This window comes from Roseovarius halophilus (ex Wu et al. 2025), assembly GCF_047086965.1.
The window spans coordinates 15322-41388 of record NZ_JBKOTX010000032.1 but is presented as its reverse complement, the minus strand read 5'-3'; the positions used below and the strand labels follow the sequence as shown (position 1 = coordinate 41388).

At 64.6% G+C, this 26067-nt stretch carries 23 protein-coding genes; 8 read left to right on the top strand and 15 right to left on the bottom strand.

Annotated elements, in window-relative coordinates; translation table 11 throughout:
* Positions 1-38: 38 nt before the first annotated feature.
* From ACH107_RS09040 to ACH107_RS09015, 6 genes are all read right to left on the bottom strand, one after another.
* A complete protein-coding gene (locus tag ACH107_RS09040) occupies positions 39-1529 on the bottom strand; it encodes an aldehyde dehydrogenase (RefSeq protein WP_412505539.1) in 1491 nt (496 codons plus the stop codon).
* Positions 1526-2434 (bottom strand): dihydrodipicolinate synthase family protein, encoded by a 909-nt coding sequence (locus ACH107_RS09035; protein ID WP_412505538.1) that lies wholly within the window; start codon positions 2432-2434, stop codon positions 1526-1528. Before ACH107_RS09035 ends, ACH107_RS09040 begins: the two co-directional genes overlap by 4 nt.
* Complete coding sequence (locus ACH107_RS09030) at positions 2424-3128, bottom strand: GntR family transcriptional regulator (RefSeq protein ID WP_412505537.1); 705 nt, start codon at positions 3126-3128, stop codon at positions 2424-2426. The genes ACH107_RS09035 and ACH107_RS09030 overlap by 11 nt, the downstream gene beginning before the upstream one ends.
* A gap of 165 nt (positions 3129-3293) precedes the next feature.
* Positions 3294-4613: an MATE family efflux transporter gene (locus tag ACH107_RS09025; RefSeq protein WP_412505536.1), complete on the bottom strand. Its 1320-nt coding sequence runs from the start codon at positions 4611-4613 to the stop codon at positions 3294-3296.
* Positions 4606-5115 carry a PaaI family thioesterase gene (locus ACH107_RS09020; RefSeq protein WP_412505535.1) on the bottom strand — a complete coding sequence of 170 codons (510 nt, stop codon included), beginning with the start codon at positions 5113-5115 and terminating at the stop codon, positions 4606-4608. Before ACH107_RS09020 ends, ACH107_RS09025 begins: the two co-directional genes overlap by 8 nt.
* Positions 5112-5537: a PaaI family thioesterase gene (locus ACH107_RS09015; protein ID WP_412505534.1), complete on the bottom strand. Its 426-nt coding sequence runs from the start codon at positions 5535-5537 to the stop codon at positions 5112-5114. The genes ACH107_RS09020 and ACH107_RS09015 overlap by 4 nt, the downstream gene beginning before the upstream one ends.
* 115 nt (positions 5538-5652) lie before the next feature.
* Here ACH107_RS09015 and ACH107_RS09010 point away from each other — a divergent pair, with 115 nt between their 5' ends.
* The 8 genes from ACH107_RS09010 (at position 5653) to ACH107_RS08975 (ending at position 13603) form a co-directional block, all read left to right on the top strand.
* The gene (locus ACH107_RS09010) at positions 5653-6027 is read left to right on the top strand and encodes a MerR family transcriptional regulator (protein WP_412505533.1); all 375 of its coding nucleotides are present in this window, start codon (positions 5653-5655) and stop codon (positions 6025-6027) included.
* A 168-nt stretch (positions 6028-6195) separates the two neighbouring features.
* Positions 6196-6597, top strand: a complete 402-nt coding sequence (locus tag ACH107_RS09005; RefSeq protein WP_412505532.1) for a MerR family transcriptional regulator — start codon at positions 6196-6198, stop codon at positions 6595-6597.
* A 37-nt stretch (positions 6598-6634) separates the two neighbouring features.
* Positions 6635-8413: an acyl-CoA dehydrogenase C-terminal domain-containing protein gene (locus ACH107_RS09000; RefSeq protein ID WP_412505531.1), complete on the top strand. Its 1779-nt coding sequence runs from the start codon at positions 6635-6637 to the stop codon at positions 8411-8413.
* 40 nt (positions 8414-8453) lie between these two features.
* On the top strand, positions 8454-8666 hold the full coding sequence (locus ACH107_RS08995) for a hypothetical protein (RefSeq protein ID WP_412505530.1): 213 nt from the start codon (positions 8454-8456) through the stop codon (positions 8664-8666).
* Between the two features lie 397 nt (positions 8667-9063).
* On the top strand, positions 9064-9444 hold the full coding sequence (locus tag ACH107_RS08990; protein WP_412505544.1) for an acyl-CoA dehydrogenase family protein: 381 nt from the start codon (positions 9064-9066) through the stop codon (positions 9442-9444).
* Positions 9445-9517: 73 nt separating this feature from the next.
* A complete protein-coding gene (locus tag ACH107_RS08985) occupies positions 9518-10153 on the top strand; it encodes a glutathione S-transferase family protein (RefSeq protein WP_412505529.1) in 636 nt (211 codons plus the stop codon).
* A gap of 14 nt (positions 10154-10167) precedes the next feature.
* Positions 10168-11379 carry an acetyl-CoA C-acetyltransferase gene (locus tag ACH107_RS08980; protein WP_412505528.1) on the top strand — a complete coding sequence of 404 codons (1212 nt, stop codon included), beginning with the start codon at positions 10168-10170 and terminating at the stop codon, positions 11377-11379.
* Positions 11380-11407: 28 nt separating this feature from the next.
* Positions 11408-13603, top strand: a complete 2196-nt coding sequence (locus tag ACH107_RS08975; protein WP_412505527.1) for a 3-hydroxyacyl-CoA dehydrogenase NAD-binding domain-containing protein — start codon at positions 11408-11410, stop codon at positions 13601-13603.
* 102 nt (positions 13604-13705) lie between these two features.
* Here ACH107_RS08975 and ACH107_RS08970 read toward each other — a convergent pair whose 3' ends face one another.
* The 9 genes from ACH107_RS08970 to ACH107_RS08930 all read right to left on the bottom strand — a co-directional run bounded on the left by ACH107_RS08970 (position 13706) and on the right by ACH107_RS08930 (position 26037).
* Positions 13706-14173 carry an Hsp20 family protein gene (locus ACH107_RS08970; RefSeq protein WP_412505526.1) on the bottom strand — a complete coding sequence of 156 codons (468 nt, stop codon included), beginning with the start codon at positions 14171-14173 and terminating at the stop codon, positions 13706-13708.
* 205 nt (positions 14174-14378) lie between these two features.
* Complete coding sequence (locus tag ACH107_RS08965) at positions 14379-15182, bottom strand: trypsin-like serine peptidase (protein ID WP_412505542.1); 804 nt, start codon at positions 15180-15182, stop codon at positions 14379-14381.
* A 63-nt stretch (positions 15183-15245) separates the two neighbouring features.
* Positions 15246-16559, bottom strand: a complete 1314-nt coding sequence (gene glcF / locus ACH107_RS08960) for a glycolate oxidase subunit GlcF (protein ID WP_412505525.1) — start codon at positions 16557-16559, stop codon at positions 15246-15248.
* Positions 16560-16644: 85 nt separating this feature from the next.
* A complete protein-coding gene (locus ACH107_RS08955; RefSeq protein ID WP_412505540.1) occupies positions 16645-17784 on the bottom strand; it encodes an FAD-binding protein in 1140 nt (379 codons plus the stop codon).
* 20 nt (positions 17785-17804) lie between these two features.
* A complete protein-coding gene (locus ACH107_RS08950; protein ID WP_412505524.1) occupies positions 17805-19244 on the bottom strand; it encodes an FAD-linked oxidase C-terminal domain-containing protein in 1440 nt (479 codons plus the stop codon).
* Positions 19245-19353: 109 nt separating this feature from the next.
* Positions 19354-21402, bottom strand: a complete 2049-nt coding sequence (locus ACH107_RS08945) for a hypothetical protein (protein WP_412505523.1) — start codon at positions 21400-21402, stop codon at positions 19354-19356.
* The gene (locus ACH107_RS08940) at positions 21399-24155 is read right to left on the bottom strand and encodes a DUF4159 domain-containing protein (RefSeq protein WP_412505522.1); all 2757 of its coding nucleotides are present in this window, start codon (positions 24153-24155) and stop codon (positions 21399-21401) included. Before ACH107_RS08940 ends, ACH107_RS08945 begins: the two co-directional genes overlap by 4 nt.
* Complete coding sequence (locus ACH107_RS08935) at positions 24155-25033, bottom strand: DUF58 domain-containing protein (RefSeq protein WP_412505521.1); 879 nt, start codon at positions 25031-25033, stop codon at positions 24155-24157. Before ACH107_RS08935 ends, ACH107_RS08940 begins: the two co-directional genes overlap by 1 nt.
* Positions 25030-26037, bottom strand: a complete 1008-nt coding sequence (locus tag ACH107_RS08930) for an AAA family ATPase (RefSeq protein WP_412505520.1) — start codon at positions 26035-26037, stop codon at positions 25030-25032. Before ACH107_RS08930 ends, ACH107_RS08935 begins: the two co-directional genes overlap by 4 nt.
* Positions 26038-26067: the final 30 nt, after the last annotated feature.

Below are 26067 nucleotides of genomic sequence, written 5' to 3'. Positions count from 1 at the left end.
GCGGCCGCGCCGCGCGGCCCGTTTTTCCACCACGTCACTCATCCCACGTCATCCCCGTCCTTCGGATCGGTCAGGTCGATCCATATCGTCTTCATCTCGGTGAACTGGTCATGGGCATGGACGGAATTGTCCCGGCCGCCGAACCCCGATTGCTTCATGCCGCCGAACGGGGTCGTGATGTCGCCCTCGCCATAGCAGTTCACCGTCACCGTCCCGGCCCGGATGTCGCGCGCGGCACGGATCGCGCGGCGCACGTTGCCGGTAAAGACACTCGCGGTCAGCCCGTACCCGGTATCGTTGGCCAGCCCGATCGCCTCGGCCGCGCTGGCCACCTCGATCACGCTCAGCACCGGGCCGAAAATCTCCTCGCGCGCCCTGGGATCATCCTTGTCCACCTCGTAGACGGCCGGCGTCACGAAATTGCCCCGCACATCACCCCCGGCGACGGCCTCGCCGGTGAGGTACCCTGTCACCTTCCGGCAATGCTCGGCATCCACCAGCGCCCCGAGATGGTTGGCCGGGTCCAGCGGATCGCCGGTCTTCCAGTCGCGCAGCCGCGCCACGATCCGCGCCATCAGCGGCGCCTTCACCGCCTTGTGCACGATCAGCCGCGAATTGGCCGAACAGTTCTCCCCCATGTTCCAGAAGGCCGCGTTCACCACGTGCCCGGCCACGTGGTCGAGGTTCTCGGCATCCGCCAGCACCACCGCCGGGTTCTTGCCGCCGCATTCCAGCACCACCTTCTTGAGGTTGCTGTCGGCCGAGTAGCGCAGGAACCGCCTGCCGGTCTCGGTGGAGCCGGTGAAGCTCACCATGTCCACGCCGTCATGCGTTCCCAGCGGCTCGCCCACGCCCGGCCCGTCGCCCGGCAACACCTGCAGCACACCGCGCGGCACGCCGGCCATGTGCGCCACCTCGGCCAGCCGCAGCGCCGTCAGGCTCGTCTGTTCGGCCGGCTTCACGATGACCGAATTGCCGGCGGCCAGCGCCGGGGCGATCTTCCACGCCATCATCAGCAGCGGGAAATTCCACGGCAGCACCGCGGCCACGACGCCCAGCGGCTCGCGCACGATCATCGAGATCGCCTCGTCGCCCGAAGGCCCCACCTGATCATAGATCTTGTCGATCAATTCGGCGTGCCACTTGATCGTGTGGATCACCTCGGGCAGGTCGATCAACGCGCAGTCGCGGATCGGCTTGCCGGAATCAAGGCTTTCCATCACCGCGAATTCGTGCCGCCGCCGCGTGATCAGCTTGCACAGCCGGATCAGCACGTCCTTGCGGGCAGACGGATGCGCGCGGGCCCAGTCCCCGCGCTCATACGCCTCGCGCGCCTTCCGGACGGCGAAATCCACGTCCCCCGCATCCGCCGTGGCGATCCGCGCCAGGACCGCGCCCGTGGCCGGGTTCACCGTGTCCAGTTCCGGGCCGTTGCCCTTGCGGAACTTGCCATCCACGAAAGGCGCGCGGGGCAGGTCCAGATCGGCGGCGATGGCGCCGTATTCTCCAGCCGTCAGCAACTCGCTCATCTGCCTTCTCCCTCGATCGCGGCAATGGCCGTGTTCATGGTGCGGATCACCTCTTCCAGTGCGCGCTTGTCATCCTTGTTCAGCGGATGCAGCGGACGGCGCGGCGGCCCCGCCTCGATGCCCCGCATCGTCACCCCGTGCTTGATGCACTGCAGGAACTTGCCGCCCTGCTCCAGAACCCGCATCAGGGGCATCATCGCGCTCATGATGGCCCGGCCCTTGATGAAATCGCCCTGCTCGACACAGGCCCGGTACAGGGCGACATGCGCCTCGGGGGCGAAATTGGACCCGGCACAGACCCAGCCCCGCGCCCCCCAAGCGAAGAATTCCAGCGCCTGGTCGTCCATGCCGCACAGCAGCCCCAGATGCGGGTAATCCCGCGCGATCATGTGCAGCCTGTTGATGTCGCCCGAACTCTCCTTGATCCCGCAGAAATTCGGTGACCGGCCCAGCCGGTCGAGCGTTTCCTCGTCCATGTTCACGCCCATCCGGTCGGGATAGTTGTACAGCATCACGGGCATGTCCACGGCGCGGTCGATCGCCAGCGCGTGCAGGGCGATCTCGCGCCCCGTGGGCATGGAATAGGGCGGCGTGGCCACAAGGATCGCGTCCGCGCCGATCTCCTTGGCCGATCTGGCGTAGTCGATGCTGTCCTCGGTGCGCAGCGCGCCGGTGCCCATCACCATCGGCACCCGTCCCGCGATCAGCTCCTTCGTGCAGCGGCCCAGCCACAGGCGCTCCTCGAAATCCTGCGCGTAATACTCGCCGGTCGTGCCGGCACTGATGATGCCGTGCACCCCGGCACCGATCAGCAACTCGACGGTTTCGGCCAGCGCGTCCTCGTTGATGCCGAAATCGTCATGGCAGGGCGTGATGATGGGTGTCCAGATCCCCTCAAATCGCATCTTCTCGGTCCTTCATCGGGATCACGTCGATCGGCAGGGGATCGGGGCTGACGAAACGTTCCAGCCTGTCGCGCGAGAGGTTCCAGTGTTCCAGCGTCAGGTCGACGGCCACCGCCGACTCCTGCTGGTCGATGGCCACGATCATCGCGTCGTGATGTTCGCAGGCCCGAGCCACGCGCAGCTTCTCGTCGGCCGAGGCCGGCCGGTAAAAAATCTGGCTCAGCCGCGTATGGTCGATCAGCATCCGCTTGAGACCGGCCAGCAGGTAGGGGTTGTGCGCCATCTCGCCGATCTGCAGGTGGAACCGGTGGTTCTGCATGGCAGCCTCGCTGGCATCGCCGGCCTGCGTGGCACGGCGGAACGCCTCCTGGATGTCCTCCAGCGGCCCGATCTCGTCGCGGCGCCGGTTCTCGGCGGCAAGACGGGTGACATTGGCATAGATCATCGGCGCGGTCTGGAAGAACATCCGCATCACGGGCAGGTCCATCGAGGCCACCTTGGCCCCGCGGTTCTGCGCCAGCCGAACGTACCCTTCCCCGTTCAGCCGCTGGATGATCTCGCGCATGGGCGTGCGCGACAGCCCGTAACGCGCGCACAGCGCGGCCTCGTCAAGGTCGCTGCCCGGCGCGATATCCTGCGTCAGGATGCGCGCCCGCAGATCTTCGAGACAGGCATGCTTGCGGTCCTTGGTCATGGCGAATCTCCGGTTTGATACAAGTTGTATACATTTTGTATTTTCCGTAAAGCGGTGATTTGCCGCCCGTGACAGCCGCCCATGACGACCGCGCGACCGCACCGTCGCGATACCTGCGCGATACCGACGCGATGCCGAAGCCGATTTTCAGGTATTTCCGGGCCCTCAGCCCCGCGCGCTCGTCTCCAGCGCGGGATAGCGCAGGCCCAGCGTCACCCCCCGCACGACAAAGCTGACCAGCAGCGCCAGCCACAACCCGTGATTGCCGAAAAGGGGTAAAAACACGGCCAACGCAATGACATAGCAGGCCAGGCTGATCGCCATCATGTTGCGCATGTCCCGCGTGCGGGTCGCCCCGATGAACACCCCGTCCAGCATCCACGCCGCCAACCCCAGAAGCGGCGCAAAAACCATGTAAATCAGATAGTTGCGCGCGACGTCCTGCACATCCGGCGCCTTCGCCATGATGTCGATGATCGCTCCCCCGCCCAGCGCGAACGCGGCCGCCAGCAGCACCACGGCGCCCAGCCCCCACTGGCTCGTCATCACGGCGGACCGCCTTACCCCGCCGCCATCCCGCCGGCCCAGCGCCTGCCCCACCAGCGCCTCGGCGGCAAAGGCGAACCCGTCAAGCGCATAGGCCGTAACATGCAGGAATTGCAGCAAAACCTGGTTCGCGGCCAAGATCACGTCCCCGAAACGGCTGCCGATGAACAGGAAGGAAACGAATATCCCCTGCAACATCAGGGAGCGCAGGAAAATGTCCGTGTTGACCACCGCCATCCGCCGCAGCGCCACCGGCTCGAAGACCCGCGCCCAGTCTCGCCATGCTGGCACGGCAAAGGCATCCCGGCAGAACCAGAAACCAAGCGCCAGACCGCTCCATTCGGCGATGACGGTAGCGCGCGCCACCCCGTCGACACCCCAGCCAAGGCCCAGAACGAACCACAGATCCAGCACGATGTTCAGCCCGTTCATCAACACCTGAATGGCCAGCACGGCGCGCGTCCGCTCCAGCGCGATGAGCCACCCGGTAACCCCGTATATGGCGATCATCGCGGGGGCGCTCCAGACCCGGATCGCCATGTAGTCCCGTGCCAGTGACTCGACCTCGGCACTGGCGGGCGCCAGTTGAAAGGCCAACATGAAAACAGGAACTTGCAGAACGATCAGGGCGACACCGCCACTCAGACCGATCAGCAAGGACCGTGTCAGCATCGCGGCCACTTCACCCTGCCGCCCGGCCCCGCGCGCCTGGCTTGTCAAGCCGGTCGTCCCCATGCGCAGGAAGCCGAAAATCCAGTAAACCGCCGACAGGATGATCGCGCCGATCCCGACGGCGCCGATAGGGGCCGCCTCGCCCATCTGGCCGACCACGCCGGTATCGACCGTGCCCAGTATCGGCACTGTCGCGTTCGACAACACGATGGGAACGGCGATCTTGAGAACACGCCGATGCGTCAGAGCCGGGTTTTTGTCAGGCATCGCGGCGCGGCATCAGGAAATGACCGGTCGCCTGCGCGAAAGGCCGCGCGCGATTGTCCTGCCACGCCTCGACGTGAACCGACGCGTAACGCCGCCCCGACCGCGCGATCTGGGCACGGGCATACGCATCCCTCGGCAGCCCCGTTCGCAGGTAATCAACGGTGAAATCAATCGTTTTCGGAAGACGGGGCAGATTGCCGCTTTCCAACTCCACGACGCTCAGCTCACCGCTTTCGACCTCGTCCCACAACATCGACCAACTGAGCCCGATGATCGCCGTCACTTCCAGAAAAGCCGCCGTCGCCCCTCCGTGAAGGGCCGGCAATTGCGGGTTGCCGATCAGCTTGTCATCAAAAGGCATGATTGACGTCAACTCATCGCCACGCCTTTCGAAACCGATACCCAGGAATCCGATATAGGGAACGCCTTGAACCAGCGCGTTGAGCGCGGCATCCCGGCGTTGTTTCACGACCTGAACTGGTTCGGGGCGCGCACGGTTCATGGTGCAACCTCCACCGTGAAAGTGCCGGTCGCGGTCGCGACCGGGTTGCCCGTGTCATCATCCGTGGCACGGGCCCGGACAAACGCCACCGACCGTGTGACGTGGTAACATTCGGCCTTTGCCACGATACGCTGACCGGGCGTGGCCGGGCGCATGTAGTCGATGCGCAGGTCTATGGTGGCCGTCGCGCCCGGCGATGACGGGTGGCTCATCACCGCGGCACCGCAGCACGTATCCATCAGCGCCGACACGGCACCGCCATGGATCACGCCCGTATCGGGGTCACCGACAAAACGGCGGTCATAGTCCATGGTGATTGCGGCGCTGCCGTCCCCTATCGCGCCAAGCTCCATGCCGAGCGCCCTTGAATGCGGAATGGCGCTTATGAATCGTTCGGCTATGTTCTTCTTGTCTGCGCTCATTGTTCCCTCCGACGGTGCCGCCACCTTTATGAGCCTGTTTGTTTGCCCGCTTCAAGGGGGCGCGGTTGCCCTTGGAAAGACTTGCTTTTACGTTAATCGAAGGGGAGCAAGCGACATGTCAGAAACACGCCTGTCATTCAAGGAGATGTGCGCGAAGTTCGACGTGACGCCGCGCACCCTGCGGTATTATGAGTATATCGAGCTTCTGGCGCCGGAGCGCGAAGGGCGCACACGCTTCTACGGGCCGCGTGAGATCGCGCGGATGACGCTGATCCTGCGTGGCCGGAAATTCGGCTTCGCGCTGGAGGACATCCGCCAGTGGCTCCTCATCTACGAGCACGAAGGCACGGAAGCCCAGATGCGCAGCTGGATCACGCTGGCCGACAGCCAGCTCGAGGAGCTGGCAGAACAACGCGCGCAGCTTGACGAGGCCATCGCCGAACTGAAGGCCCTGCGCGATGAAACCGCCGCGTCCCTGCCCGACAGGTAACGTATTCCGGCGCAACATTATTGCACGTCGCCGCGATTTACCTTGGCTGATCCTACGTCAACCTGAAAGTGACGCAACGTATCGGTTACGTCAAAGCCGGGGAGTATTGTATCTCGGCCATCACAAACGCAGGTACCGGGCCACGATCCGTTCTGCACAGGAAGACAGATGACCGAAGACACGATGACGATCCGCCAGATGTGCGACGATTTCGACGTCACGCCCCGCACGTTGCGGTTCTACGAATCCAAGGAACTGCTTTTCCCTTTCCGCGAAGGCCAGAGGCGCCTTTTCACCCGCCGCGACCGTGCGCGGCTCAAGCTCATCCTGCGTGGCAAACGCTTCGGCTTCAGCCTTGAAGAAATCCGTCAACTTCTCGACCTCTACGACAAGGGGGATCAGCAGCTCACGCAGCTGTCAAAATCTTACGAGATCGCCCGCGAGCGGCTGGCCGACCTGGAAAGGCAGCGCGATGAACTCGAAGAGGCCATCGCCGACCTGCGGGACCAGATGAGATGGGGCGAGAAGATGATCGCCTCGATCAGGCAGAGCAGAAAGGCCGCCGAGTAACCGCAGCGGACCGCAAGGCAAGTTCAGGGAGATCAAGATGCCCAGTTATACCGCCCCCACGAAGGACATGCAGTTCGTGCTGCATGACGTCCTCAAGGTCAGCCAGGCCGATACGCCGGGCTATGCCGATCTGGACGGCGAATTCACGTCGGCCGTTCTGGAGGAGGCCGGCAAGATCGCGTCAGAAGTGCTCGCGCCCTTGAACCAGACCGGCGACAGGGAGGGATGCGTTCTGAAAAACGGCGTCGTGCGCACGCCCGAGGGCTTCAGCGATGCCTTCGAAAAGATGAAGGAAGGCGGCTGGACGGCGCTGGACCTGCCCGAGCAGTACGGCGGACAGAACATGCCCTACCTGCTGGGCACCGCCGTCGGCGAGATGTTCTCGGGCGCCAATCAGGCATTCACCATGTACCAGGGCCTGACCCACGGAGCCGCCTCCACGATTCTCGCGCATGGCAGTAACGATCAGAAGGCAACGTTCCTGCCCAAGATGTTCTCGTGTGACTGGACGGGAACGATGAACCTGACCGAACCGCATTGCGGCACCGATCTGGGCCTGATGCGCACCAAGGCCGAACCGCGCGGGGACGGGACATTCCGGCTGACCGGCCAGAAAATATTCATCTCGTCGGGCGAACATGACTTGGCCGAGAACATCATCCACCTCGTTCTCGCCAAGATCCCCGGCGGGCCCGAGGGGATCAAGGGCGTGTCGCTTTTCATCGTGCCAAAATTTCTCGTGAACGAGGACGGCAGCCCTGGTGAGCGCAACGGCGTCAGCTGTGGCAAGCTCGAGGACAAGATGGGCATTCACGGCAACGCCACCTGCGTGATGAACTATGACGGCGCGACCGGCTACCTGCTGGGCGAGGAACACAAGGGCATGCGCGCCATGTTCACCATGATGAACGAAGCGCGCATCGGCGTGGGCATGCAAGGGCTGGCCCAGGCCGAGGTTGCCTATCAAAACGCGCTCGAGTACGCCAAGGACCGCCTGCAGGGCCGGGACGTGACCGGCACCAAGAACCCAGACGGCCCGGCAGACCCTCTCATCGTGCATCCGGACATCCGGCGCGCCCTGATGGACCAGAAATCCTTCATCGAAGGGGCGCGCGCCTTCATGCTCTGGGGCGCCAGCATGATCGACCGGTCCCACAGGGGCGGGGACGAGGCGGCCGACGGCATGATCAGCCTGCTGACCCCTGTCATCAAGGGCTTTCTCACGGACGAGGGCTTCGACATGACGATCCTCGCCCAGCAGGTCTACGGCGGGCACGGCTATATCGAGGAATGGGGCATGTCCCAGTTCGCCCGCGATGCCCGGATCGCCATGATCTACGAAGGCGCCAACGGCGTTCAGGCGCTTGACCTCGTGGGGCGCAAGCTGCCGCAGGACAGCGGAAAGCACGTCATGGCCTTCTTCGACATGGTCAAGGACTTCATAAAGGAAAACGAGGACAACGACGCCATCAAGGCCGATTTCCTCGACCCGCTCAAGGACGCGTCCAAGCATTTGCAGTCTGCCGGCATGTTCTTCATGCAGAACGGGATGAAGAATCCGAATGCCGCGCTTTCAGGGTCCTACGATTTCATGCACCTTTTCGGTCACGTTTGCCTTGGACTCATGTGGGCGCAGATGGCCCGGGCAGCACAGGCGGCGCTGGATGCCGGCACCTCCGACGAGTCCTTCTACCGCGCCAAGCTGGCAACCGGGCGTTACTACATGAAACGCCGCCTGCCCGCGACCGCGATGCACCTGGCGCGAATCGAAAGCGGGGCCGGTCCCGTGATGGCGCTGGAGGCCGAACAGTTCTGAGACTGCAGGCGCCCCGAGCGGCGCCGGAAAGGAAGGAAAAATGCCGAAACGCTTTCGCCTGACCCGCCGGTTCAACGCGGCCATGACCGAGGATGGATACCGCCGGCTGCGGAAATTCGCGCAGGAAGCCGGGCTGGACGAGGGCGAGGCACTGTCCTTCCTCTTCGAGAACTTCGACAGCGTGATCGACGAGGACACGTTCACGCACCGGCTGAGGATTTTCAACTCCGAGCTCGACGCCCGCAAACGCTGAGGTGATCCCATGACATGGATGACCAAAGATCATCAGCTGCGGGCGGAGATATCGGCACAGTTCAGTCTTGCCAACCGTAGAAATCCTTTCCATTCGCGTATCTCTCGGCCCGAGGACGGCCCCGGCGTCTGCCAAGTGACGAAGAGACTGCCGAAAGAACAGTTGTTCATCGGGTGCGCCCTCCTGAACGTGGTGAAGAGAGCCGTGACGCGCCACACTGCCCGTGCGAAACAGCCTCAATCCCTCGGCTCGTCGACCCTGACAACACGGCTGCACACCCGTTTCAAACTGGCCCAATGCAGGACAACAAAAGTGCTCTGTCGCACCTTTCTCATGCCTCTCCGACCACATCGCGGGACAATTCGATGTCGAAAAGGCCGCGATGGCGAAATACTGGCTGACCGATGCGCAGGGCGAGGTACTGGACGAATGCCTGCAGCTTCATGGCGGTTACGGCTACATCGCCGAGTACGACATCGCCGAAATGTGGGCCGATACCCGCGCGCAACGCATCTGTGGCAGCACGAGGGAGAGGATGACGGAACCGACAGGCAATACGCCACGATCCCTCAGGCCCCGCTACATACTCATCCTGTGGAACCGGGGGTTTCACACCCCCGGACCCCCGTGGAGTATTTGCGGCAAGATGAATGGCACGAAGGCACCCTGCCCGGTGCGCGGGCCGAATGGCATCAGTCACCGGGACAGGGCTTCACCTTGCACGGCCATCGGCTCTCCAGCCTGTACCGCAAATCGGATCACAACGTCTTTGCGTTAACATCAGGTGAATGCCCGATCGTTTCATCTTGCCGGAAATACTCGCTTCAGACATTTGGGCCGGGAGCCGCGCCATGACCATTCAACTCCATTGTTTCGGCGAATCCGGCAATGCCTACAAGGCCGCGCTGGCGCTTGAACTCGCCGGGCTCTCATGGGCGCCCGTCTTCGTCGATTTCTTCGGGGGCGAGACCCGCACGCCGGAATTCCGCGCACTCAACGTCATGGGCGAGGTGCCCGTTCTGGTCGACGGCGACGTGGCCTTGACGCAATCCGCAGTCATGCAGACCTATGTAACGGAAAAGACGGGCAAGTTCGGCGGCACGTCGGCCGAAGAGGCGCGCGAGGTTCTGCGATGGATGTTCTGGGACAATCACAAGCTGAGTTCACAGGCGGGCATGACGCGCTTTCTGATGAATTTCCTGCCGGAGGAAAAGCGGCCGGCCGAGGTCATCATCTTCATGCAGGGGCGGCTCAAGGCGGCGTATACCGCGCTCAACGCTCATCTGAAGGGGCGCGACTGGATCGTGGGCAACGCGGTGACAAATGCCGATCTCAGCTGCTGCGGCTATCTTTTCTACCCCGAGCCATTCGGGTTTGACCGCGCGGAATGGCCCGAAATCGACCGATGGCTGTCCAACATCGCTGCGCTGCCGGGTTGGAAACACCCCTATGACCTTATGCCCGGATCCCCCGCGGACCGCGCCTGACCGAGGAGACACAGATGACCGACGCCTATATCTACGATGCCGTGCGCACGCCGCGCGGCAAGGGCCGCAAGGATGGCGCCCTGCACGAGGTGACCGCCGTGCGGCTCTCCTCGCAGGTGCTCGACGCACTCAAGGATCGGAGCGGGTTTGACGGCCACGCTGTCGAGGACGTGATCTGGGGCAATGCCACGCAGGTCAAGGAACAAGGCGGGTGCCTGGCGCGGACGGCGGTTCTGGCCTCGTCGCTAGACCAGCGGATGCCGGGCTTGTCGATCAACCGCTTCTGCGCCAGCGGCATGGAAGCCGTGAACCTTGCCGCCAACCAGGTGCGCGGCGGTGCCGGAGACGCCTACATTGCCGGCGGTGTCGAGATGATGGGCCGCGTTGCCATGGGCAGCGACGGGGCGGCGATCGCCGTTGACCCGAGCGTGGCCATGGAAACCTACTTCGTGCCGCAGGGCATCAGCGCAGACATCATCGCCACGGAATACGGTTTCACGCGCGACGAGGCCGACGCCTTCGCGGTCGAGTCCCAGAAACGCGCCGCCGAGGCATGGCAGCACGAGCGGTTCGCGAAATCCGTCATCGAGGTGACCGACCAGAACGGCCTGAGCATCCTCGACAGGGATGAACACATGCGCCCCGACACCGACATGCAATCCCTCGGCAGTCTCAAGCCGAGCTTCAAGGACATGGGCGAGGTCATGCCCGGCTTCGATGCCGTGGCCAAGTTGAAATATCCCCATCTGGAGCGGATCGAGCACATCCACCATGCCGGCAACAGCTCGGGCATCGTCGATGGCGCGGCCGGCGTGCTGGTCGGGTCCAGGGCATTCGGCGAAAAATGGGGGCTCAGGCCCCGTGCGCGGATCCGGCAGACCACCAAGATCGGCACCGACCCCACCATCATGCTGACCGGCCCCTTGCCCGCGACCGAGAAAGCGCTGGCGGACAGCGGCATGTCGATCAAGGATATCGACCTTTTCGAGGTGAACGAAGCGTTTTCCTCGGTCGTCCTTCGGTTCATGCAAGCGTTTGATGTCGATCACGACAAGGTCAACGTGAACGGGGGCGCCATCGCCATGGGCCACCCGCTGGGCGCCACGGGTGCCATCATCATCGGCACGCTTCTGGACGAACTGGAACGCGCCGACAAGGAAACCGGCCTCGCCACGCTCTGCGTGGCCTCGGGCATGGGCGCCGCCACCATCATCGAACGCGTATGATGCGGCGACCGGACAGGAGAGACAGCAAATGACCGATTTCACGATGGAAAAAGGCGCCGATGGCGTCGCCGTGATCACTTGGGACACGGTCGGCAAATCGATGAATGTCATGACCGAGCAGGGGTTCTACGATCTCGAAACGCTCATCGACGAGGCGCTGGCCGACGACGCGGTGCGGGGCATCGTGATCACCTCGGGCAAGGCGGGCAGCTTCGCCGGGGGGATGGACCTGAACATCATCGCCCGGATGAAGGAAAAGGCCGGGGACGCGCCGGCCAAGGGCCTGTTCGAGGGGCTGATGCGGATGCACGGCATCCTGCGCAAGCTCGAACGCGCGGGCATGGACGACAAGAACAAGGGCGGCAAGCCCGTCGCGGCCGCCCTGCCCGGCACCGCGCTCGGTATCGGGCTGGAAATTCCACTTGCCTGTCACCGGATCTTTGCGGCGGACAACGCATCGGCCAAGATCGGCCTGCCCGAGATCATGGTGGGCATCTTTCCCGGCATGGGCGGCACCACGCGGCTCGTGCGCAAGATGGGGGCGATGGCCGCCTCGCCGCTGTTGCTCGAAGGCAAGCTGAACGATCCGAAAAAGGCCAAGTCCGCCGGCGTGGTGGACGAGGTCGTGCCGGCAGACGACCTGCTCGCCAAGGCCCGGGAATGGGTGCTCAGCGACCCCAAGATCGTCAAACCGTGGGACGAAAAGGGCTACAAGATGCCCGGCGGGGCCCCCTACCATCCCGACGGCTTCATGACCTTCGTCGGCGCGTCCGCCATGGTCAACGGCCGCACGCAGGGCGCCTTCCCCGCCGCCAAGGCATTGCTGTCGGCCGTCTACGAAGGCGCGCTCGTACCATTCGACACCGCGCTGAGGATCGAGGCGCGCTGGTTCACCAACGTGCTGATGAACCCGTCCTCGGCCGCGATGATCCGCTCGCTCTTCATCAACAAGGAGGCACTGGAAAAAGGCGCGAACCGCCCCGATGTCGAGGATCAGAAGGTCAGGAAAGTCGGCGTCATGGGCGCCGGCATGATGGGGGCGGGCATCACGCTCGTTTCCGCGCAGGCGGGGATCGACGTCGTGCTGATCGACCAGAAACAGGACGCGGCAGACAGGGGCAAGGCCTACACCGCCGATTACATGGATGCCGGGATAAAGCGCGGCAAGGCGACCGAAGCGACGAAGGCGGAAACGCTTGACCGGATCACCGCCACGACCGATTACGCCATGCTGCAAGGATGCGACCTGATCATCGAGGCCGTTTTCGAGGACCCGACGATCAAGGCCGAGGTCACCAAGGACGTCCTCGAGGTGGTCGGTGACGAATGCATCTTCGCCACGAACACCTCCACCCTGCCGATAAGCGAACTGGCCAAGGCCAGCAGCAAGCCCGGGAACTTCATCGGCATACATTTCTTTTCCCCCGTCGAGAAAATGATGCTGGTGGAGATCATCAAGGGCAACGAAACCGGGCCCCGCGCGGTGGCCAAGGCGCTGGACTACGTGCGCCAGATCCGCAAGACGCCCATCGTCGTGAACGACGCACGGTTCTTTTACGCCAATCGCTGCATCATCCCCTATATCAACGAGGGCATTCGCATGGTGGCCGAGGGCGTCGCGCCGGCGCTCATCGACAACGCGGCGCGCCAGTTGGGCTTCCCGGTGGGGCCGCTGCAACTGGTGGATGAAACAAGCATCGACCTTGGGGCCAAGATCGCCCGCGCCACAAGGGCGGCAATGGGTGACGATTACCCCGACGACGCCGTGGACGAGGTGATCTTCTGGATGGAAGGCGAAGGCCGGCTGGGCCGGAAGGCCGGGGCGGGGTTCTACGACTACGACGAGAAGGGCAAACGGCTGGGCTATTGGCCCGGCTTGGCTGACAAATTTCCGCATGGCAGCGACCAGCCCGAGTTGATCACGGTGCAGCACCGGCTGATGTTCGCACAGGTCCTGGAGGCCGTCCGCGCGCTGGAGGAAGGCGTGCTGGAAGACATCCGCGAAGGGGATGTCGGTGCCATTCTCGGGTGGGGGTTCGCCCCTTGGTCCGGCGGCCCGTTCAGCTGGCTTGACATGCTTGGCACGCCCTATGCCGCAGAAAGGTGCGACGATCTGGCAACCCGTTTCGGTGCGCGGTTCACGCCGCCGGCATTGCTGCGCGACATGGCCGAACGCAATGCCACCTTTTATGAACGCTTCGCCACGCAGCCTGACGCTGCCTGACAAAAAACCTCGCGCCGATTGGCGGCGCGCGGTTCCTTAAGGTTTCCGCACGACACCTTGCCATCGTGATGGCAAGGCGTTTCTCGTCAACGCGTCGCGGCCTCAGTTCACCGCGGACGTATCGACGACGTCTTTTTCGATGGCGCGATTGCTCGCGATCTCGATCCGTCGGGGCTTCAGCGCCTCCGGTACTTCGCGGACAAGGTCGATGTGCAACATGCCGTCGGCATGGGTCGCGCCGGTCACCCGCACATGATCGGCCAGCTGGAACTTGCGTTCGAACGCGCGCGTCGCGATGCCGCGGTGCAGATAGGTCCGCTCGCCGTCGTCATCCGCCTTGCGCGCAGACACGAGGAGCTGCCCCTCCTTGACCTCGACCGACAGGTCGTTTTCGGAGAATCCTGCCACGGCTATGGAAACCCAATACGCGTCATCGGCCGTCTTCTCGATATTGTAGGGGGGATATGTGGGTTGGGCCACATCACTTGACAGAACCCTGTCCATCATGTCGGCGATTTGATCGAAACCGACGGTTGCCCTGTAAAGCGGTGCGAAATCAAGATTGCGCATTTGTCATCCTCCGTTGAGCGATAACTGGTTATCTGCCTTCCCTCTTGGGACAGGCTTCCCTGTCCGGCCCATTGGTGGCGCCGGACAGCCGGTATGTGGGCAGCGGGACGAGGCCTTTCAAGACCAAAACAGAACATTGCCGCGATGCGCACGGACCTGCCCCGCAAGCGGGAAACGCGCGCTGATCCCGCCACCTGTCGGGATATCACGGCTTGGCGAATTTCGCCCCGGATATCTGCCGCGTGCCTTGCTCGGGTATTCGCGGCGCTTCTTCCGCAAGACCCCGACCGCCGGGCGTCAGCCGCGACCGCAAAAGGTCAAGCGAGTCCTGTAGCTCGGTCCCGAGCGAAACCTTGCGCCCGTCAAGTTCGGCCATTGCCGAAACTACCGAAACCACCCGCGCCTGCCCGGAGTCGAAACTGAAAATCGGCGCCCCGGAGGATCCGAAATCCACCTCGCACGACATCACGAGCATCCCCTGCTGGCGGGCCATCACGTCGCACACTTCCTGAAGCGATGGCGCCTCGGCACGATCCAGTGCATAACTCACGACCCCGATGCGATCCCCCTTGCGCGGTTGCCTGTCGGTTTGAAACGGGATCACGCGCGTGTTGCGGATGGGATGATACAGTTTCAGCAGCGCGATATCGTTGCGCACGCGGTCCGACGACACGTCGGCACTGAAATCGTAATCGGGGTGAAGCACCGCGCGCCGAATCCGGCGGTAGGCCGAGGCGCGGCCGTTCCGCCAGCCCGCAAGGAACTCGATTTTCGAGGTTTCCAGCCGCGATCCGTCCACCTTGTCAAAAAGACAATGCGCGGCCGTCAGCACCACGTCCGGCGCGATCAGCGTGGCCGTGCAAAACCCGCGCCCGGCAAGATCCAGACGGCCGACCGCTTCCCACGCACGGCCGTCATCGCCTGTATCCAGCCGCTGCAGCCGGCTGTCGCCGGCAGTCGCGGCGCCCGTCGCCAGAAGGAAAAGGAAGACAGCAAGAAATCCGCGCAAAACATCCACTCCGTGCCCTAGTTGCGCGTTGCATAACAGGAAACTGGGGCGAATTTTGGACACTCAGCGCAATTTCGGAACCGTCGCGTCGGTTTCTTCCAACACCGGCGGGACCGGACCACCGGTCGCCCAGTCCAGCAGCTCGACCGTATGCACGACGGGGACATCGCTGCCCGAACCGATCTGCATCATGCAGCCGATATTTCCGGCTGCAATGATATCGGGTTGCTTTGCCTCCAGGGTGCGTATCTTGCGGTCCTTCAGTTGTTTGGAAATCGCGGGCTGCATCAGGTTGTAGGTACCCGCGCTGCCGCAACACAGGTGGCTGTCGGCCGGCTCGACCACGGCGAAACCGCACTGCTTGAGCAATTGCTTGGGATAGGTCTTGATCTGCTGGCCGTGCTGCAGGGAGCAGGCCGCATGGTACGCCACCGTGATGTCTTGGCCCTGCGTCGCGGGAACATCCAGTTGCATCAGCAGTTCGGAGACGTCCACCGCGATCTCGGACACCTTCTTCGCGTCCTCGGCAAGGGCCGTGTTGCGGAACATGTGGCCGTAATCCTTCACGGTCGTGCCACACCCGGACGTGTTGATCACGATGGCGTCCAGCCCGCCCGCATCCATTTCGCGCGACCACGCCCGGATGTTCCGTTCGGCGGTGCCGTGGCTTTCGTCGGTTTTGCCCATGTGGTGCGTCAGCGCGCCGCAACAGCCCGCCCCCTCCGCCACGACGACCTCGCAGCCCAACCGCGTCAGAAGGCGGATGGTCGCGTCGTTGATATCCGTGTTCAACGCGCGTTGCGCGCACCCAGTCATGAGCGCGACGCGCTTCCGCTTCGGGTTTTTCGGCGTGAAGGTCTGCGGATCATCATTGCGGCTCACTGGCGGGATCCGCTTGGGCGCCATCTCGAGCATGGCGCGAAGCCGTGCGTCCGGCACCAGGCGGGCAAAGGGCCGACCTATCTTGGCGCCGAGCAGCGCCAAGCGGAAACGCCCTGGGTAGGGCAGGATACGCGCCAGAATCCACCGCAGGAGCCGCTCTCCCATCGGCCGTTTGTAGTTTTCCTCGATATAGGTGCGCGCATGGTCGACAAGATGCATGTAATGCACGCCCGACGGGCAGGTCGTCATGCAGGCGAGGCAGGACAGGCAGCGGTCGATATGCGTCACCGTGCGGTCATCCGGCACACGCTCGTTTTCCAGCATGTCCTTGATCAGGTAAATGCGCCCGCGCGGACTGTCCAGCTCGTCCCCCAGAACCTGATAGGTGGGGCACGTCGCGGTGCAGAAACCGCAGTGCACGCAGGCCCTGAGGATCTCGTTCGATCGGGCGACATCCGGGTCCTGCAACTGCTGCGTGGTGAATTCCGTTTTCATGAAGACCGGCCCGTATGAACCATGCGCCGCCCGGTCTGCGCGCGATGCGCAACGGGCGACCGGATTGAAAGGAATACCGGGCCGATCATGCCGCGTCCATGGCCGTCATGAGCCCCGGGTTGAACAGGCCGCGCGGATCGAAGCGGTGGCGCAGGCCCTCCTGCAAGGCCGCGACGGGGCCTGCCAAGGGCTGGAAGGCGCCGCTTGCCCGGCCCCCCCGGACCAGCATGGCATGGCCGCCAAGCTCCGAAACCGCGCGCCGGATCGTCTGTTGCTGGCTGCCTTCCGGCACGAGAAGCCAGACCAGCCCGCCGCCCCAGTCGTATATCGCCTCGACATCTTGCAGGCGGGCAACGATCCCCGGGCCGTCGGTTGGTTTCGTGGAAACGCGCCAGACGTCGCCCGGCCGTCCGTGAAACGGCGCGACATCGCGCACCGACGCCCACGCCGCGCGGGCGGACTCGTCATCATTGTCCAAGGTGACCTCGCCATACCCCGCCAACAGCTTCTGCAATTCACCGGCTCGATAGGAAACCGAGTTCGCGAAACCTTCGATCCGGATCATCGTGACAGGCGCGCCTGCCTCACCTTTCTGAAGGTGGGCGGCCCCTGTCACATCGCAGGGCGATGCCAGCGCGCGCGACAGGGCCTTGATGGCGGTGGCATCATCCAGCCCCCGCAGCGTGACAAGGTTGGTGATCTGCGTGTCGGGCAGTACCTTGAGCGACAATTCGGTCATGATGCCCAAGGTGCCGTAACTGCCGGCCATCAGCTTGACGAGATCATAGCCCGTCACGTTCTTCATCACGCGGCCACCATTCTTGATGACCTGCCCGCGCCCGTCGACGAAGCGGACCCCCAGCACGAAATCGCGGCAAGCCCCGGCCTGAATACGGCGCGGCCCGGACACATTGGCCCCAACAACCCCGCCGATGGTTGGCGTTCCCTCGGTGCCCAGCAAACCGCGGTGGTCCATCGGTTCGAAGGCAAGGCGCTGCCCCTCGGCGGCAAGAGCCGTCTCGACCTCGGCCAGTGGCGTGCCCGCTCGCACGACCATGGTCAAGGCACCGGGATCATAGAGGCCGATCCCGGACATTGCGCGCGTTGACAACGGGGCTGCGTTGACAGGGGCGCCCAACGGCCGCGTGTCGCCCCCGAACACCCGGAAGGGCGTGGCGCCCTCAGCCACGAGGGCTGCAAGATCGTCTTCGGTTTCCGGTGTCAGCATTGTCTCTCCGTTCCGCATCAGCCGCCGTGGCTTCTGCGCGCGTGCGATGCCTGCAACGGGAAAACCTTCGCCGGGTTCAGCAGCCATTTCCGGTCGAAAACATCCTTGACGGCCATCTGGCACTCCAGGTCCTCCGGCGCGTACTGATTGACCATGAGATCCCGCTTCTCCACGCCGACACCGTGCTCACCCGTCAGACAGCCGCCGACCTCGACGCAGAGCTTGAGTATCTCGGCCCCCAATGCTTCGCAGGTTTCCAGCTGCCCCGGCTGGTTCGCATCGAACAGGATCAGCGGGTGCATGTTTCCGTCACCCGCGTGAAAGACATTCGCGACATCCAGCCCGAATTCCCGGCTCATCTCGCCGATCCGCTTGAGCACGAAGGGCAATTCGCTGACCGGGATCGTGCCATCCAGACACATGTAGTCATTGATCTGCCCCATGGCCCCGAAGGCCGATTTGCGGCCCAGCCAGATCTTGGCGCTTTCCTCGGGTGAACTGCTTTGTCGCAGCTCCACCGGGTCGTGGCGCTGCGCGATCTCGGTGATCCGGGCAAGCTGTTCGTCGATTTCCGCGTCGCTGCCTTCGACCTCGACGATCAGCAACGCCTCGCAATCGGGATACCCCGCCCCGGCAAAGGCTTCGGTCGCGCGAATGCAGGGCCGGTCCATGAATTCGATGGCGACCGGCAGCACCCCGGCCTTGATGATGTCCGACACGCACCGGCCGGCCACCTCGTTACTATCGAAGCCGATCAACGCGGGGCGGGCGCCCTCCGGCGCGTGCAGGATGCGCAAACTCGCCTCTGTCACGACCCCGAGCTGCCCCTCGGACCCGCAGATCAGCCCCAGAAGGTCATACCCGGCCGCGTCCAGGTGCGCGCCGCCCAACTCGATCACGGTGCCATCCATGAGCACCATGGTCACACCAAGAAGGTTGTTCGTCGTCACGCCGTATTTCAGGCAATGCGCGCCGCCCGAATTCATCGCGATGTTGCCGGCAATCGCGCAGGCCAGCTGACTGGACGGGTCCGGCGCGTAGAAAAAACCGTTCTCTTCCACGGCGCCTGTCACCGAAAGGTTCGTCTTGCCGGTTTGCACGCGGATGAAACGGTTGTCGAAATCGGTCTCGAGCACCTCGTTGAGCCGCGCGACCCCCAGAATCACGCTGTCCCCGCTGGGCAGGGCGCCGCCGGCAAGCGACGTTCCGGCCCCGCGCGGCACGACCGGCACGTCCATTTCGTGACAAATCCGCAGTATCTGTGAAACTTCCTCGGTCGAGGACGGAAGCACGACCAACAGCGGCGGGCACTTGTAGGCCGTCAGTGCATCGCATTCATAAGCGCGGGTTTCGGCCTCGTCCGAGATCACCGCATCAGCTCGAAGCACCTGTTGCAGCCGCGCGACAAGATCTGCCTTGCGCGACAGCACGGACGAATTGGGGCGCGGCATTTCCAAGGTCAGTCTCCCATCATTGGTAACAAAATATAACCAATTTCGGCCTGTGGCAAGGTGGAGTTGCCAAAAGCGTCGCAAGCCTGCCCGCACGGTGGGCACGGCCACGGTCTCAACGCCGACCTTCCCGCAGCCAGCCACCGATGATGAGCGCACTGAACAATGCCAGAACCAGCCAGGGCGGCAGCAACGGAAACTGCACGAGGCTCGTGGTCTTGTAAGCCCCGCGCGGCGTTATACCGATCCAGCCGCGGCCGGCGGCCGGCCGGCCGGCGCGGACCTGCCTGATCGTGGGGATGCCGTCGGCCAATGCCTTGACACCGCCATTCGTCGCTTCGATCCCGGGGCGCAGGATATCGCCCGTCGCGATCGTCTGCTCGAACTCCCTGGGTGCTGCCGGTCCAAGGCCGATAACCGCGGTCTGCTCTCCGTTCTCAAGGTGGTAAAGCCCGATCTGGCCGCCCTCGAACACGGTTTCGAACCTGCCCGGCGCCTTCTTTTCCAATTCACGCTCGATAATGTCACCCGAAGGCGTGGTAATGATGACCGGCGGCACCTCGTCCGACAACGAGCGACGCACGATGCGCATGGTCTGCCCCGTCGCCTCGGCCCGGAGCGCCTCTTCCTCCAGTTCCGGCTCCTTCATCATCCAGTGGGCCAAGCGCCGCAAGAGTTCCAACTGCGGCCCGCCCCCTTCGTATCCGCGATTCCACAACCACGCTTGATCGGACCCCAGCAGCGCCACCCGGCCGTCGCCGACACGATCAAGCACGAGCAACGGCTTGTCGTCGGCGCCCGTCATGGCGACTTGTCCCGTCGCCTCCTCGAGTTCGATCTGCCGGATCCAGCGGCCCCAGCCGGGGCCCTCGCCCCCGGGCAACCCCGAGGTTACCGGATGGCGCGCGCCAAGGTCCGTCACTTCCGGCCGGTAATGTTGCTCCAGAACGCGTGCCGTCGGGCGCGCGGGGACGATCGACTCGAGCGGCGTGCGGTAGATGCTGTCGGCGCTCGCGAAATCCGGGCCGGCCGCGATCAGCATCGCGCCGCCCTGCTCGACGTAATCGCGAACATTGTCGAGGTAGACCGACGGCAGGATGCCCCGGCGCTTGTACCGGTCAAAGATGATCAGGTCGAAATCCTCGATCTTTTCGAGGAATAGTTCGCGGGTCGGAAAGGCGATCAACGACAGTTCCCGAACCGGCACGCCATCCTGTTTCTCGGGTGGTCTCAGGATCGTGAAATGAACCAGATCGACGGAGCTGTCGGACTTCAGAAGGTTGCGCCACGTCCGCCCGCCAGGATGCGGCTGCCCCGAGACCAGCAGCACGCTCAATCGGTCCCGAACGCCGTTCATCTGAACAAGCGCCGTATTGTTGCGGTCGGTAAGTTCCCCGGGCACGCTCGGCGTGGTGAACTGCAACACGTTGCGCCCGGCATGCGGCAGGGTCACGGGCAGTTCGATGGGCCGGTCAAGCGGCACGTCGAAGCGTTGCGCCTCTTCGCCGTCTATGGAAATTTCCAGCGGCACGGTTTCACCGGCGTCCGGGGCGGCCCCGTCATCGGTGATGCGCAGGCGCAACGTGACCTCTTCGTCTAGAATGGCGAATGCCGGGGCATCCTGCACGATCAGGCGCCTGTCCCAGTCTCCCTTGCGGCCGGTATGCAGAAGATGCAGCGGCGCCGGAACATCGGGCGCACGCGCCATATCGTGCACACGCCCGTCCGAAAGCGTGATCACGCCGGCAACGCGGCCGCTCGGCTCCTCTGCCAGCGCCTCGGAAAGCGCCGTCATCAACTGTGTGCCCGCGTTGTCGGGCGCGTCCCGGACGGTCACGCGCCGCACGTCGGTATTCTCCATGGCTGCCAGATCCGAGGCGATGGCGTCCGACGCCGCCGACGCCGCCTCGGCCCGGTCGGCCAGGCGCTGGCTGGCGCTTTCATCCTCCACCAGCAACACGATATCGCTGAGCGGATCACGGTCTTCGCGCTGGTACACGGGCCCGCAAAGGGCCGCGATTATCACCGCGCCGGCCAGCAACCGCAACCCCCAGCCCGACAGCCCGCGCCACAGGGCGAGCGTCACGCCCAGGGCCAGCAGGCCCGCCATCATGCCGATCATCCACCACGGCAGCAGAGGCTCGAAAAGGATATTGCCCGTCATTGACCCAACCTGTTCAGCAACGCCGGCACATGCACCTGGTCGGATTTGTAGTTTCCTGTCAGTACATGCATGACCAGATTGACCCCGAAGCGGTAGGAAAGCTCCCTCTGGCGCTCACCCGCGAAGCCACGTCCGACCGGAAACATCGGGTCGCCGTTTTCATCGACGGCCCATGCCGATGCCCAGTCGTTTCCGCCGATCACCACGGGCGTGACGTTGTCGTTCAGATCGCGAAACGGCATCCCCTCGATCTTCTCCGCGTCGGGCGGCGCGGCCTCGACCCAGATGGTGCGTCCCGAATGACGCCCGGGAAAATCCTGCAAGAGGTAGAATGTCCGCGTCAGCACGTGATCCTCGGGCACGGGTTCAAGTGGTGGCACGTCCAGCGGCTCTGCCAGTTCCTGCAATTTCCGCCCGTTGGGCGATGACGCGCCGAAGCCGGAAACATTCGAATCACGGGTATCGAACAGGATCATCCCGCCGGTGCGCAGATAGGTATTGAGTTTCGCGTAGGCGTTGGCAGACGGAATCGGCTGGTCGGGGATGACGGGCCAGTACAGCAACGGGTAGAAGGCAAGTTCATCCGTCTCGAGGTTTACCGCGATCGGGTCGGCGGGTTCGACGGACGTGCGCCGGTAGAGCGTTTCGCTCAATCCCTGCAAACCGGCATTCGCGGCGGTATCGACCGTGTCGTTGCCGGTCACGACATGGGCCAGCACGACCTCGGTGGTCGCGCGGATGGCCTTTTCCTCGGCGGTTTGCTGCTGCGCAAGACCGGTGTCCGGCAGACCAAGCGCCACCACGACGAGAAGCGCCGCCCGAGCCGGCAACAGCCTGCCGGACAGCGCCAGTGACGCGATGATATCCCCCATGAGCAATACCAGCGAGAACGCCAGCAGCCACCCGCCAAGCGGCGTCTCGGCCGGGCGGGCGAACCCGGCCAGCGCCGTGCGAGGTGGCCACGCCGCCGGCGCAACGGCATCCCCGGCGTTGATCACGTTTCTCGCGAGCCTGCGATCGGGCCCCTCGTACAGCCCCGGCGGAAGGTCGGGCCCGATCCTGCCGGCGATCAGCCGCTCGCCCGCGACACCCGGCAGCGCCCCGGCATCCCCGAGCGCGCCAAACGCGTCCAGCACCCGTACCGCCCGCCATGTCGTCCCCTCCACCTCGGCAAGCTCCGGCAAGGCCACCCGCGACGACACCGCCAGCCTTTCGAGCATTTGCACGAAAAGGCCCGACAGCGGCAGGCTCGACCATTCCGCATTCGCGGTGACGTGGAACAGAACGACCTGCCCGCGGCCGATGGATTTGCGCGTGACAAGCGGTGTGCCGTCCGTAAGCTGGGCCACAACCCTCTCGGCAAGGTCCGGGTCGGGCTGGGCCATCACCTGCGCCGTGACCCTGACATCATCAGGAATGGACAGGCCGTGAAACGGGCTGTCCTCGGCGAACGGCGCCAGTGCCTTTGGCTCGCCCCAACTCATGGCGCCACCCACCGTGCGCCCGCCGGCCCTCAGGCGGACCGGCATCAGCGGGTCTTCCTCGTTGCGGGACACGTCGCTGGCGGCCAGTCGCGGCCCGGCAAAGCGCAACAGCAGACCACCCTTCTCGGCCCAATCCAGCAGCGCGTCCTCCTCGGCCGCCGAAAGCGTCGCCACGTCAGCCAGAACGATCACGTCCGGGTTCGCGGGCAGGACATCCATCAGCGCCCCGTCGAGCAGATCAGACGACGTCGTCAGAGCCTGTTCAAGGTAATGCAGCGGCGAAAGCAACTCCAGCCCTTCGCGGTTTTCCCGGCCCGCGATCAGCGCGACCTCCCGGCGCTGGAGGCTGTCGTCTGTCAAGGTCACGGCACCGGCATGGGTCTGGCCGGCAATCTCGAGGCGTGCCACGCGCGCCCGCAACTCCGCCGGTACCGCCAACGTCGCACCCGCCTCGGTGGTCCCCTGCGCGAAAGTCACGGGAACCTCTTCCAGCACGCGCATCACGCCGGCCGGATCGCGCCCGTAAGCCTCCACAACGACTTCCTGCGCCGGTCCGCCGCCAGTGCGGCGCAGCGTCAATTCGAGATCGCCGTCACGCATCTCGGGCGGTGTGAGCGCGGTTATCGGGGCCGGGCTTTGGTGGACCGTCACGCTTCCGCGCTGCTCTAGAGCCTCCAGCAGGCGGGACCGCCCGGCACGTTCCAGCCCGTCCGACAACCAGCGCGTTTCGACCCTGTCGTCGGTCAGAAGCGCCGCCGCACGCGCCATCATGTCAGGTGATGGCGTCCACGGTTTCGGGGCAAGCCCCGAAATGCGGCCCTCCCACGCGGCCGCCGTGCGAAAGACGGGGGCTTGGGGGGCGCTCAGTTGCAGGATGGCCACCAAGCGCGACTGCCGCTCCGCCTCGGCCAGCATCGACTGCACGAGGTTCCGGCGCGCGGCCCAGTCCCGCGCACTGGCCCAACTGCCGTCCAGCACGATCAGCAGTGGTTGGCCAGGCGGCCGGTCGCCCTCCCGTTCGGGATTCAGCACCGGCCCGGCAAGCGCAACGATGACAGCGGCCACGGCCAGCATCCGCAGCAACAGCAGCCACCACGGCGTACGGTCCGTGACGCTGTCGTCATCCGTCAGCCCCAGCAGAAGCGCGACCCCCGGAAAGCGCCGCCGAACCGGGGCGGGCGGGACCGCCCGCAGGATGAACCACAGAATCGGCAATGCCGCCAACGCCAGCAGTATCAACGGCGACGTGAAGGCAACGGCGCCCGGCATCACGCACCCGTCCCGCGCTCAAACGCGCCATAGAGCCAAAGAAGGGCCGACTGCGCGGAGTCAGACGTATGATGGCAGCCATAGCGCCACCCGGTCAGCGCACACAACTGCGCCAGATCGGCCTTTCGCCGGGCCAGCCGTTCACGATAGCGGTCGCGCAACTCCGACGCCTTCAGCGTCTCGAACGCGAGCGTGCCGCCCATGCTCTCGAAAATCGTGCGGCCGCGATAGGGAAACGTCTCTTCGGCTGGGTCGAGGACCTGCAGCAGCACGCCGCGCACGCCGCGATCCGCCGCGTCGGTCAGCGCCCGCTTCAACGGGTCGATCTGGCCCAGACAGTCGGAAATGAACAGGGCATGTCCATGCGATGGAAATTCGGCGCTCGCGGGGGCGCCGTACTCGCTGTCACCGTGTCGGCCCAATGCAGCCGCCAGCCGCTCGATCTGCGCCTTGCCGCGCCTCGGCGGCAGGGACTGACCGCTCAGCCCGACGCGCTCCCCTCCGCGGTTGAGCAATATCGCGATCGCAAGACCCAGCAGGCGCGCCCGGTCGGATTTTTCCGGCAGCGAGTCATCGGAGGCAAACCGCATCGACGCCGAATCATCGACCCATAACAGGACGCTCTGGGCGATCTGCCATTCCCGCTCGCGGACGAATTGCGTGTCGCTCCGCGCCGAGCGGCGCCAGTCGATGTGACGTCTCTCGTCACCCGGCTGCACGGCACGGTACTGCCAGAAATCGTCGCCCAGTCCGGCACGCCGCCGCCCGTGTTCACCCAGCAGAACCGTCCCTGCCAACTGCTCGGCCCGGGCCAGCAGTGGCGGTAGGCGGGCCGCTTCGGTTTCGGCCCTCGCTCGAAGGCGGGCACTCTCTGTCACGCGGCGGCCTCTACCCTTGTCATTGTCTCGACGGTCGTCCTGATCAGGTCTGACAGGTTCTCACCCCGCGCCCGCGCGGCGAAATTCAATGCCATGCGATGCACCAGAACCGGCTGCGCCATGGCGGCCACGTCTCCGGCGTCCGGCGCGAGGCGGCCCTGCAGCATCGCACGGGCGCGCACCGTCAGCATCAGCGCTTGCGCCGCGCGCGGACCGGGCCCCCACGCGACGTTTTCGCGCACGGTCTCGGGCGCTGTCTCATCCTCGGGCCGAAACGCGCGCACGAGATCGAGAATTGTTTCCATCACGGACTCGCCCACCGGCATCCGGCGCAGCAGGTTTTGTGCCTCGACCAGCTCCTGCGCGGTGAAGACCTCGTGCGCGGTTGCCTCCGACGCGCCTGTTGTCGCCAGCAGGATGTCCCGCTCGGTGTCGCGGTCCGGGTAGGGAACGTCGATCTGCACGAGAAACCGGTCAAGCTGCGCTTCCGGCAACGGGTAGGTGCCTTCCTGCTCGATGGGGTTCTGCGTGGCCAGAACATGGAACGGCGACGCCAGCGGCCTGTTCTGACCCGCCACCGTGACCTGCCGTTCCTGCATCGCCTGCAGCAACGCCGACTGGGTGCGCGGGCTGGCCCGGTTGATTTCATCGGCCATCAGCAACTGGCAGAAGATGGGGCCGGCTATGAACTTGAAGGCACGGCTGCCGTCCTCGCCGGTTTCAAGAACCTCGCTGCCGAGGATATCCGCCGGCATCAGGTCGGGGGTGAACTGGATGCGGTTGCCGTCCAGCCCCATCACCGTCGCAAGCGTCTCGACCAGCCGCGTCTTGCCCAGACCGGGCAGCCCGATCAGCAAACCATGCCCCCCGCACAGCAGGGCCGACAGCGCCAGGTCGACGACACGTTCCTGCCCGACGAAGCGCTGCGTGATCGAGCCGCGCGCCGCGGCCAGCTTGTCCTCAAGCGCCTCGATCCCCGCCAGCAGGTCCGCGTCATCGCTCATGGAAAAACTCCTCAGCACACTATATTGATG

What these genes read in the sequence shown, in the direction of transcription:
- ACH107_RS09000 (WP_412505531.1), top strand. Translation starts at nt 6,635, where the DNA reads ATGCCCAGTTATACCGCCCCCACGAAGGACATGCAGTTCGTGCTGCAT.
- ACH107_RS09030 (WP_412505537.1), bottom strand. Translation starts at nt 3,128, where the DNA reads ATGACCAAGGACCGCAAGCATGCCTGTCTCGAAGATCTGCGGGCGCGC.
- ACH107_RS08930 (WP_412505520.1), bottom strand. Translation starts at nt 26,037, where the DNA reads ATGAGCGATGACGCGGACCTGCTGGCGGGGATCGAGGCGCTTGAGGAC.
- ACH107_RS08975 (WP_412505527.1), top strand. Translation starts at nt 11,408, where the DNA reads ATGACCGATTTCACGATGGAAAAAGGCGCCGATGGCGTCGCCGTGATC.
- ACH107_RS08940 (WP_412505522.1), bottom strand. Translation starts at nt 24,155, where the DNA reads ATGCCGGGCGCCGTTGCCTTCACGTCGCCGTTGATACTGCTGGCGTTG.
- glcF (WP_412505525.1), bottom strand. Translation starts at nt 16,559, where the DNA reads ATGAAAACGGAATTCACCACGCAGCAGTTGCAGGACCCGGATGTCGCC.
- ACH107_RS08985 (WP_412505529.1), top strand. Translation starts at nt 9,518, where the DNA reads ATGACCATTCAACTCCATTGTTTCGGCGAATCCGGCAATGCCTACAAG.
- ACH107_RS08995 (WP_412505530.1), top strand. Translation starts at nt 8,454, where the DNA reads ATGCCGAAACGCTTTCGCCTGACCCGCCGGTTCAACGCGGCCATGACC.
- ACH107_RS08945 (WP_412505523.1), bottom strand. Translation starts at nt 21,402, where the DNA reads ATGACGGGCAATATCCTTTTCGAGCCTCTGCTGCCGTGGTGGATGATC.
- ACH107_RS08980 (WP_412505528.1), top strand. Translation starts at nt 10,168, where the DNA reads ATGACCGACGCCTATATCTACGATGCCGTGCGCACGCCGCGCGGCAAG.
- ACH107_RS09035 (WP_412505538.1), bottom strand. Translation starts at nt 2,434, where the DNA reads ATGCGATTTGAGGGGATCTGGACACCCATCATCACGCCCTGCCATGAC.
- ACH107_RS08970 (WP_412505526.1), bottom strand. Translation starts at nt 14,173, where the DNA reads ATGCGCAATCTTGATTTCGCACCGCTTTACAGGGCAACCGTCGGTTTC.
- ACH107_RS09010 (WP_412505533.1), top strand. Translation starts at nt 5,653, where the DNA reads ATGTCAGAAACACGCCTGTCATTCAAGGAGATGTGCGCGAAGTTCGAC.
- ACH107_RS09015 (WP_412505534.1), bottom strand. Translation starts at nt 5,537, where the DNA reads ATGAGCGCAGACAAGAAGAACATAGCCGAACGATTCATAAGCGCCATT.
- ACH107_RS09020 (WP_412505535.1), bottom strand. Translation starts at nt 5,115, where the DNA reads ATGAACCGTGCGCGCCCCGAACCAGTTCAGGTCGTGAAACAACGCCGG.
- ACH107_RS09040 (WP_412505539.1), bottom strand. Translation starts at nt 1,529, where the DNA reads ATGAGCGAGTTGCTGACGGCTGGAGAATACGGCGCCATCGCCGCCGAT.
- ACH107_RS09005 (WP_412505532.1), top strand. Translation starts at nt 6,196, where the DNA reads ATGACCGAAGACACGATGACGATCCGCCAGATGTGCGACGATTTCGAC.
- ACH107_RS09025 (WP_412505536.1), bottom strand. Translation starts at nt 4,613, where the DNA reads ATGCCTGACAAAAACCCGGCTCTGACGCATCGGCGTGTTCTCAAGATC.